The organism is Xanthomonas sp. NCPPB 2922 (genome assembly GCF_041520885.1).
Lineage (GTDB): Bacteria > Pseudomonadota > Gammaproteobacteria > Xanthomonadales > Xanthomonadaceae > Xanthomonas > Xanthomonas campestris.
In genome coordinates this window covers 1-8,747 of the sequence record NZ_JBGOFY010000040.1, presented here as the reverse complement: position 1 = coordinate 8,747, position 8,747 = coordinate 1, and the positions used below count along the sequence as shown (strand labels likewise).

Sequence of the window (8,747 nt, the reverse complement as noted above, 5' to 3'; positions counted from 1 at the left end):
ATCACTCCTCAACATCAGGCGGGTAGTGTCGCGTATCTGTGGTGCGTTGTTCAGAGGTTCCTTAGGCGTCCACTGCATTAGAACGATCTAATCGCATCCGCGCAGAGGGGAGAGAAGAGCAGGGAAACCGGACGCCGCAATGGTGCCGGATATTTTTGCATGACTTCGCGCGGTGTTCTTGTCCGGTCGTTGGATCGATACAAAGCCGCGGAGGCCGATCAATCTTTGGGAGAGCACGATCGAAATGAACTGCATGCCATTCGCACGCAACCACAGCACGCTGTACGCCGGTATCGCCATTGCCTTGTTCGCGAGCGCCGTCTCTACCGCCGCCGCCCAGCAGGCCGACGGCACGCCGGCGCCCACGGGCCAGGCCGAGGTGCAGGCCACGGACCTGGACGCGGTGACGGTGACCGGCTACCGCTATGCGATCGAAAAAAGCCTGGAGCAGAAGCGCAACGCCAACGCCGTGGTCGATGTGATCACCGCCGAGGACGTGGGCAAGTTTCCCGACAAGAACGTGGCCGATGCACTGCAGCGCGTACCCGGCGTGGTCATCAGCCGCGACGGCGGCGAGGGCAAGAACGTCAGTGTGCGTGGCCTGTCCTCGGAGCTGGTGCTGACCGAATTGAACGGCAACTACATCGCCACCGCCGAGTCCAACGGCGACCCGACGCGCTCGTTCAACTACACGCTGCTGCCGTCGAACCTGCTGGGCAGCGCGGAGTTGTACAAGACCCCGGAAGCACGCATCGACGAAGGCGGCATTGGCGGCACGGTGATCCTGCAGACGCGGCGCCCGCTGGAACTGGAAACCAATTCCGGCTTCGTCTCCGCCGAGGGCACCTGGTCGGATACCAGCAAGAAGACCGACGGCCAGTTCTCCGGTTCGTACTCTTGGCACGACCAGGACAACCGCTTCGGTGTCTTCGTTGGCTACACGCAGCAGAAGCGCACCGCACGCACGCTCAATGCCAGTACCGAGAGCTGGCAGTGGTACGGCCGCGACGAAGGTGGCCCGGCGGTCGACGTGAACGGAAATCCGTCGGACTTCAACGCCAACTGGTGGGGCGGTACCGGTTTCTGGAACCAGGACGGCAATTACTCCACCGGTTTCATGATGCCGACGGCGGTCAGCCTGGACGCCAAACGCGAGGAGCGCGAGCGCAAGGGCGGGCAACTGACTTTGCAGTTCAAGCCCACCGACGACCTGACGCTGACCGCGAACTACTTCCGCTTCGACCTGTCGCAGGACTCGCAGACCAATACCATCAAGATTCCCGAGTGGAACATTGCCCGCTATAACGGCGACGGCAACTGGCGCGGCGGCCGCCTGCTTGACGGGCTGCAGTTCGATCCCAGCGGCACGATTGTCACTGGCGCCGCCTACAGTCTGCGTCCGGGCAAGACCTACTATTGCAGCGAGGCCCAGGCTGCCGCGGCCGGCCTGCCGCCGGGCGGCTGGGGCTCGGATGACTGCACCGTGCCGACGCCACAGATCACCGGCAGCTACAACATCGAGAAATCGCAGTCGCAGACGGTGGACCTGGGCGGCGAATGGCGTGGCGAGCAGGTAGATGTGGCGTTCAAGGCCGGCCGCACCTGGGCCAAGGGCGGGCCGGAGCTGCAGTTCTCCCTGCCGATCAAGCCGCGCCTGCAGAACGCCGACGGCAGCTGGACCAACGCCAACTTTGCCAGCGCCTGGGACCTGACCGGCACGCCGAGCATGACGTTCTCGCCGGAGCTGATGCAGAACCTGCGCGACGGCATCCTGCAGGTCGACCTGGGCTCGACCGGCTCGTCCTGGACCCGCAACACCAACCAGCAGCAGTACGCGCAGATCGATACCACCTGGCATTTCGACGGCGAGGTCATCGACTCGCTGCAGTTCGGCATCAAACGGCGCGACGGCGGCATCCACCGCAGTACCGGCAACAACTACTGGGTGTGCCCGGGTACCGACCCGGGCGACTACGACAACCGCTACTGGAACGGGCGCTGCAATGCCATCGCCACACAGTTCTCGCCGGGCCTGCTGTTCGCGCAGGACAACCTGGCCGGTGGCGTCAACGCCAGCGCGTTCCCGGCGATCAACTTCCCGGGCTACATCGGCTACTTGAACCAGACCTACGGCGCGATGCAGACCCGCAGCGAAGACAACTTCGTCTACAACGTCGACGAGGAGATCTATTCCAGCTACCTGCAACTCAACTTCCACACCGAGCGGCTGCGTGGCAACGTCGGCGTGCGGGTGGCGCGCACCGGCCAGCGTGCCGATTCCACCGACAAGGTGACCGCCTACAACGACTACTTCTTCGATGGCGCCGACGGCAATCCGCTGGCCTGCCAGCAGGGCGCCGCCATGCCCAGCGGCGCGCCGGCCGACACCTATTGCGGGACCGAAGGCTACTGGCGTTTGTCCGACAGCGTGCAACGCACCGAGTCGTTCGTGATCAGCGGGCTGGACCGCAACTACACCGACGTGCTGCCGAGTTTCAACCTGGCTTACGACCTGACCGAGAACCTGCTGCTGCGCGCGGCAGCCGCCAAGGTGATTGCACGCCCAAGCTACAACGACATCGCCGCGCCTGGCAGCCTGGAGTTTTACAGTCCCGAGTACGTGGCCGACCGGCGCCTGACCGGCGGTGCCAGCGAGCAGGGCTGGTACGGCTCGGGCAGCAACAAGAACCTGGAGCCGTACAAGGCCAACCAGTTCGACCTGGGGCTGGAATGGTATTTCCACCCGGGTTCGGTGGCGGGTGTGGGGCTGTTCCGCAAGAACGTAGAGAACTTTGCGGTCGACGTGATCAGCGACGTCAACATGATGGTCGACGGGCAACCGGTCACCGTGCAGAACTACAGCACCCAGGCCGGCGGCCAGGATGCGGTGTCGCAGGGTGTGGAGCTGTACGCGCAGCACACGCTGCCGTCCGGCCTTGGTGTGCAGTTCAACTACACCTACAACGATGCCAGCAAGGCGGCGGTGCGGCTGGAAGACGGCACCGAGGCCGGCGAGACCGCCATGCCGGGCAGCGCCAGGAACCAGACCAACCTCACCGTGTTCTACGAGACCGACAGCCTGCTGCTGCGCGCCTCGTACAACCGTCGCGGTGAGCTGGTGCAAGGCCTGGTCAACGGGCTGAACGTCTTTGAAGAGCCGTATTACCAGATCGATGTCAACGCGGCCTACAACATCACCCCGGCGCTCAGCCTCACCGCCTCGGTGCTGAACCTGACCAAGCAGGAGTCCCGCTCGCACCTGGGCGACGACACCCGCGCCCGCTTCTATACCGGCGGATACGCAGGCCGGCTGGCGTACCTGGGGATGACCTACAAGTTCTAGATCCCAGCGTGTCGCGCTCATGCCTGCCGCGTGGCGGTATGGGCGCGATGGTTTGGCGACGGCCGGGTTGCAGTGGAAGTGAACCTGGAACCGTTATTTCCTCTGCTCTACAAAAGCTGACCAATAGGTCGGCTTTTGTTGAGCTGCAACGATCCTGCAACTGCGCATAGGGAATCACCTGATCCCGCTAGTCTTCAGACCGTGGATCATCCCGAGCTCGACAAATGAAGATCCGTGAAAGTCGCTCCCTATGAGATCAGGGCATGCTTGAATACGGAAAGTTGACACAAAGGACATAGGCTCGTGAGGAAGTTCCTTCAGGTAGGGCTCTTTGCATCGGCACTTGCACCGGCACTCATTGTGCTTGCCTGCAAAAATTTTTATCAGGTTGGACCAACGCTGGAGGCATTTTGTTGGTTTATTGCCGGCACTGTTGCTTGCATGCTCCCGTTGTTAATAATTGCCGCGGCATCAAAGAAATGCGAAGTGATGCCGGCCTCTGTTAAAAAAGTTGAGCAACTCGATTGGCCACTCGTTGTGGCAATTGGCACATATTTCGTGCCGCTATTGCGTGTTGATTTTTCGGCGTTGGCAGTGGTGTTGCTGCTTGCAGTTATAGTTCTCTCTGCTGTCGATGCAATTCCCTTCCATCCAGTTTTGAGAGCATTTAAATATCGCCTGTATAAGGCTGAGGTGGGCGGAAATGTCTACGTTGTTTTGATTTCGCGTCGTAATATTCGTGATGCAAGTAGTGTGAAAAATATTCGTGAGTTGACCCCGGGCTTTATCATGGAGGATGTATGATTCTATTTGCGTATACAAAAGAACCTGCAGCGCGTATTGTGCGGTTTGAACTTGATGCCCAGGTGCAAATTGACCTGGCTGTCTATCTGCAGGGGCAAATCAATAATTTCAATGCCGGGTGTGAAGAAATTGCATTTGATGGAAATTATAAGCCCGACAGTGACGAGTGTTTATATATTCCTGAGTTCGATGATATAGACTCCTTAGCGGAGGCCGTCGCGGACCCGAGACGGTTTCCCTCAGTGTCTGAGGATGAAGGTTTACTAGAGTCTATTAAGGCTCTCTTTTTCGGGGTGGAAGAAAACGGTGAGTGGGTGGTTTACCTTCAAGCATTTGACCGCCGACGTCTCATTACTACCCGAGGATTCTCAATATTTCATTCTGAGAATGTGTATAAAAAACTTGATGGGACCGGTATTACTATTGATAACCGTGTGGTAGCCAAGTTGGCGGGTAAGCGTTTAAGCTTTCGCAGTTTTTTCTATGCACGGCAGATCTTTGATTTGTCATCGTACTATCAGGACGCGACTGACACGGATATCGCCGAGTTCGCCCAGTTGGATAAGGTCAGTGTGAGAAACGTTGATCAGCTAAAGCAAATTAGCGACACTTGGGTAAGGCGGCGGCTTTGGCTAGTGCAACAAAGCAAAATCTTAGAAACAGTCGATATTTCTGATCTAATTGCCGCTGCGGCGCAATTCAATTTGACTGTCAATCGCACCGTAGATGCTAATGGAAAAGAACTAATTGTGATTCCGGAAGATAAGAGGGAGCTTAAAAATCTTCTGCGCTTCCTTGATGATGACTACTACACCTCGCCCGTTTCAAAAAATAATTATCGAACAAACTCAAAAGTCCGCCTCTAGATCGGTGCTCCTGAGCTCTTGGAATAAGGGCTCAGGAGCAATACATTCTGCTCAGCGACGTTCCTCGTGTCACCAATTAGCATTATGTGCCGTTAAAGCTACTCTTCAGGAGTGTTCGGTGATGGCGGGCTTAATCCAGCAATCCAAGCAGACTGTGCCTCCTCGCGTTCCTTCCGCCTCTTTAGCAGTGAAACATATCGCTCTTCTAGGAACTCTTCGGGCTTCCACTGCCGATCGGTTACCTCCGGTAGCTTGGTCTCGGCACGGAGCTGTTCCGAGAGCGCAGCAACCGCAACCCCGAGACCGGCATACTTCTCCTGGCGCAGAGATATCCACCCATCGTACGGAGGGCCTTCCTGATCGGCCTCGAAAGATAGGAAGGACTCGATCTCAGTAAGCTGGATCGGAATCCGATGGATGGCATACATGGTGTTCGGCGAGATCGAGCGCCATTCAACCTTGAGCTGATCAAGCTCCAGCACCGGCTCTTTATTTTGTGCGGAGTAGTACTCCTCGCCGTTTTCCATTCTTCCGGCGGGATGGCCGTGAGCAGTTCCGTCGTCACCGGCAACCGCGGCGCACTGCGAAATAAATCGATCCAGTTGCGTCAGAACAAGCACTCCCAGGTGCCCAGCGGCTTCCTCCTTTTCGCGCTGCCTCTTCCTCCAGTCGAGGAATGTCGCAGACAGTAATGCGAGTACAGCGCCAAGAATGAGATTGAGTAGCTGAGTCATACTGCTTCTTCCGTAGCACTATTGATGTGGCCAAGCTTAAGGTAGTTAAAGCGTGATGGGGTCAGGTGCACTTATCAGGCGAGGGCACTCGCCTTGCGTAGCCCGTATGGAACTGCGCCAACGGCGCACACAGCCGCGCGAGACCCGCCAGCGTGTATTGACACGCCAGACCGTGTACTTGCAATCTAGTCCCAAGGAGCGTCGAAACTCCTCACGTAGCGGTACCCACCTCCGTCAAACCGGTGGGTTTTTTGTGCCTGCATCCTGCAGGTACAAGCCGACGCAATGCCTGCGTCGGGAGGGCGGCTAATACAACACCCGCAAGGGGAATATGCCCGCCGGCTACGTGCGGTTTCGAACCTCCCGACATCCCGTCGCCGTTGGCGGCGGTTCTTGGGTTGTTCCAGGAGGGCGTTGCCATGTCTACCGCACTATCCATACCGGCATCTGTGCCGGTTGATCTGTTGCCAGCTTCCGCTCACCGCTTGCGGTGGGATATGGGCGATGTGCTGCGCAGGCTCGACGCAAGCACAGCTATTGAGCAGGCGAGAGACCATACCGCGCATCCGCTGAGTCACCAGCTCGGTGTGTTGCCGCACACTTCGCGCCGCCTGTCGGCACGCAGGGCTGTGCCATTGCAGCAGTACGCTGCTGCAACCATCACCCGCTATCACCCGGAGGCGCCATGACACGCCGCCGCCCACCCACGGCATCTGCCGGCGCACGGCCCACCCGCACGCGTGCGCGCGCCACGCCGCCCAAGCGGGTGCAGTGGGTCGTTGTGGAACCCGACCGCACCAAGCTGCCACCGATGCTGCCGCCCGACCCGGACGCCTCCCCGCAAGGCCCCGGCACGCTACGCGCACCCCGCCGCGCCCGCCGCCCGCGCCAATGCACCGTCAGCTACACCCATTAACCCGGCGCCCACGACCACGCCAGCGACCAGCACGTGCCCCACGTTCGCCTCAGCGGCCTATGGCTGGAACAACTGGGCTTTGCCATCGGCACCAAGCTTCGCATCACCGCGAGCGCGGGGCAGTTGTTGATGGAGGTGTTACCGCCGGTGGAGACGCCGGCCAGGGCGCGCAGCGTGCGGCGATAATGCTGCGGCTGCCAGAACCCTTGCGATTGACCTCGGTGCCGGATGCCACTAGCGTCGCAGCCACACCAGCGCACAACGGACGCTTCATGATCGCGCGCCCCCTCTACGCCTTGCTCGCCACCCTCGCTCTGGGCGCATGCGCCCACACGTCGGCCACCCCAGCCGCGGCAACCGTCACGGAGACATCTGCCATGCGTTCCTCATCCGAATCCGCAGTCACTCCCGCTGGCAGTGAACCCAGTGGGCCGATACGAACGGCAGAGGATGCGCTCACCCGCATGCTTGCATTGATTCAAGCTATTGATGGACTGGACGATCTGACACCTGACTACCTGCAGTCCAAAATGGGGGTTCCGGTGACGCGTGCGGCAGCTGATCCCAAGCGTTATGGCGCCAGTGCTCCGCTTACCAGTGAGTGGGGTTACAGCTTTGGCATGGACCAGACGCCTACTGCGGGGCGTTGGTTCGAGTTCACTTTTATTCCAGCGCAAGCGGGTGCTTCCCCGTCCATGACGGAGATCTGCGGGATCGATTTCGATACGTTTACCAAGAAGCTGGAAAACATCGGGTTTGTACGTCAACGCAACATGGTGGAAGACGGGCGATGGATGAGTGACTTCTTCAGCCGGCCAGGCATGCGCGTGGAGGTGTTTCCACGAGGTGAGGCTGATGCACCGCAGGAGCGGGTGGAGCACCACTGTGTTGAATGGATCTACATTCGTTAATCCAAGGAACGGTCATGCCTTTGAGTCCACAGGCGCAAGCCATTGTTGATGACTTCGGCCGCCAGCCAGGTTTCACCCCGGAACATGTCACCAATTTGCAGGGTGTGCTTGCGGCATCGCCCGTTTTGCTTGACCAATTCAATGATGCGGTTGCCAAGCAGCGCGTACTCAGTCTAAAGCCGCTGACTGATCCGAATGCAGGCGGAACGTTCACGCCAGGTGAGCATTCCATTCGGCTACCGCTGTCCAGGCTTTCCAATGGGCCTGGCGGAAAGTTGCTTGATTCCGGTGACATGACGTTTGTGCTGGGGCATGAACTACAGCACGCCATGTACAGCCCAACTGCAGCTGCTTCCCGTAAGGCGTTCGAAACCGCGGCGGTGCAGATAGCCAAGACCACGCACGATTATTCGGACGCAGCGGAGAAGGTTTTATCAAGCAACCGTGTAGATGAAGCAAGCGCGGAAATTGCAGGCTGGAATGCAACCGTCAGCAGGGTAAAGCAAGCGAAGCCGGATGCCTCCCTGGAAGATATCTTTCGGGAAGCACCCGGCCGTATGCACGACTTCATTGATCGAACCGGCGGAATGCCGCAATTCAATTACGCGCTCAAGTCCAACCTTACCTTGAACGCAGATATGACGATGCCCGTCACTCCTGCCAACGTTGAGGCGATGGGTGCAAACTTCTTCGACAAGGACGCCAAGAGCACTCGCATCGGCCATACGGGTCAGTCCGACTACGCCAATCACTACGGCCCGTGGGTAGTTGGAACAGCTGCCATCTACGAGCGCCACTACAACAAGCAGAAGCCCGGAGAGCCAGAACAGCCGATGATTCTGGATATGCGACGTCTGGGATTGAAAGAAGAAATACTCGAGCGCAATGGTATTGACCTGGGCAGCAATACGCGCCCGATGCCTTACCTGGATAGCAGCACCCAGCCACCGACGCCGGGCCTGTTTCAGCACAGCAAGAACACTCATCTGCATGTCTCGCCGATCTCTGCACAAGAGCTTGAGCAGGAGCTCCGTGCGCGTGAATCCCCATCGCAAGGGACGTCACTTCACCTTCTTCCGTCAGATCCAGGCCATGCGGATCACGCGCTATACCAGCAGATCAGAGGCGGGGTGCAAAAGCTCGATAGCGCACATGGCAGAGAGTGGGATGCAT

General features: G+C 58.9%; 7 protein-coding genes and 1 pseudogene. 7 read left to right on the top strand and 1 reads right to left on the bottom strand.

Annotated features, from left to right (window positions below):
* The first annotated feature begins 244 nt into the window (after window positions 1–244).
* The 3 genes from ACD584_RS21585 to ACD584_RS21575 all read left to right on the top strand — a co-directional run bounded on the left by ACD584_RS21585 (window position 245) and on the right by ACD584_RS21575 (window position 5,013).
* The gene (locus ACD584_RS21585; RefSeq protein ID WP_175611644.1) at window positions 245–3,343 is read left to right on the top strand and encodes a TonB-dependent receptor; all 3,099 of its coding nucleotides are present in this window, start codon (window positions 245–247) and stop codon (window positions 3,341–3,343) included.
* 303 nt (window positions 3,344–3,646) lie between these two features.
* The gene (locus ACD584_RS21580; protein WP_125168758.1) at window positions 3,647–4,147 is read left to right on the top strand and encodes a hypothetical protein; all 501 of its coding nucleotides are present in this window, start codon (window positions 3,647–3,649) and stop codon (window positions 4,145–4,147) included.
* Entirely contained in the window at window positions 4,144–5,013 is an 870-nt protein-coding gene (locus ACD584_RS21575) for a Kiwa anti-phage protein KwaB-like domain-containing protein (protein ID WP_075250862.1), read from the top strand. Before ACD584_RS21580 ends, ACD584_RS21575 begins: the two co-directional genes overlap by 4 nt.
* 98 nt (window positions 5,014–5,111) lie before the next feature.
* On the opposite strand, the gene ACD584_RS21570 is transcribed toward ACD584_RS21575, so the two are convergent.
* Entirely contained in the window at window positions 5,112–5,747 is a 636-nt protein-coding gene (locus ACD584_RS21570) for a hypothetical protein (protein ID WP_076036895.1), read from the bottom strand.
* 419 nt (window positions 5,748–6,166) lie between these two features.
* Between ACD584_RS21570 and ACD584_RS21565 the strand changes: the two genes are divergently transcribed.
* The 4 genes and pseudogenes from ACD584_RS21565 to ACD584_RS21550 all read left to right on the top strand — a co-directional run.
* Complete coding sequence (locus ACD584_RS21565; protein ID WP_225443806.1) at window positions 6,167–6,436, top strand: hypothetical protein; 270 nt, start codon at window positions 6,167–6,169, stop codon at window positions 6,434–6,436.
* Window positions 6,433–6,849: pseudogene (locus ACD584_RS21560) on the top strand (SymE family type I addiction module toxin). The gene ACD584_RS21565 and the pseudogene ACD584_RS21560 overlap by 4 nt, the downstream one beginning before the upstream one ends.
* An 86-nt stretch (window positions 6,850–6,935) precedes the next feature.
* Complete coding sequence (locus tag ACD584_RS21555; RefSeq protein ID WP_076036897.1) at window positions 6,936–7,574, top strand: hypothetical protein; 639 nt, start codon at window positions 6,936–6,938, stop codon at window positions 7,572–7,574.
* 14 nt (window positions 7,575–7,588) lie between these two features.
* Window positions 7,589–8,747: XVIPCD domain-containing protein (locus ACD584_RS21550; protein ID WP_372357332.1), on the top strand; the 1,159-nt coding region annotated here is incomplete at its 3' end.

Excerpts from the sequence above, each read along its gene's own strand:
- ACD584_RS21555 (WP_076036897.1), top strand. The coding sequence starts at position 6,936 with ATGATCGCGCGCCCCCTCTACGCCTTGCTCGCCACCCTCGCTCTGGGC.
- ACD584_RS21585 (WP_175611644.1), top strand. The coding sequence starts at position 245 with ATGAACTGCATGCCATTCGCACGCAACCACAGCACGCTGTACGCCGGT.
- ACD584_RS21565 (WP_225443806.1), top strand. The coding sequence starts at position 6,167 with ATGTCTACCGCACTATCCATACCGGCATCTGTGCCGGTTGATCTGTTG.
- ACD584_RS21570 (WP_076036895.1), bottom strand. The coding sequence starts at position 5,747 with ATGACTCAGCTACTCAATCTCATTCTTGGCGCTGTACTCGCATTACTG.
- ACD584_RS21575 (WP_075250862.1), top strand. The coding sequence starts at position 4,144 with ATGATTCTATTTGCGTATACAAAAGAACCTGCAGCGCGTATTGTGCGG.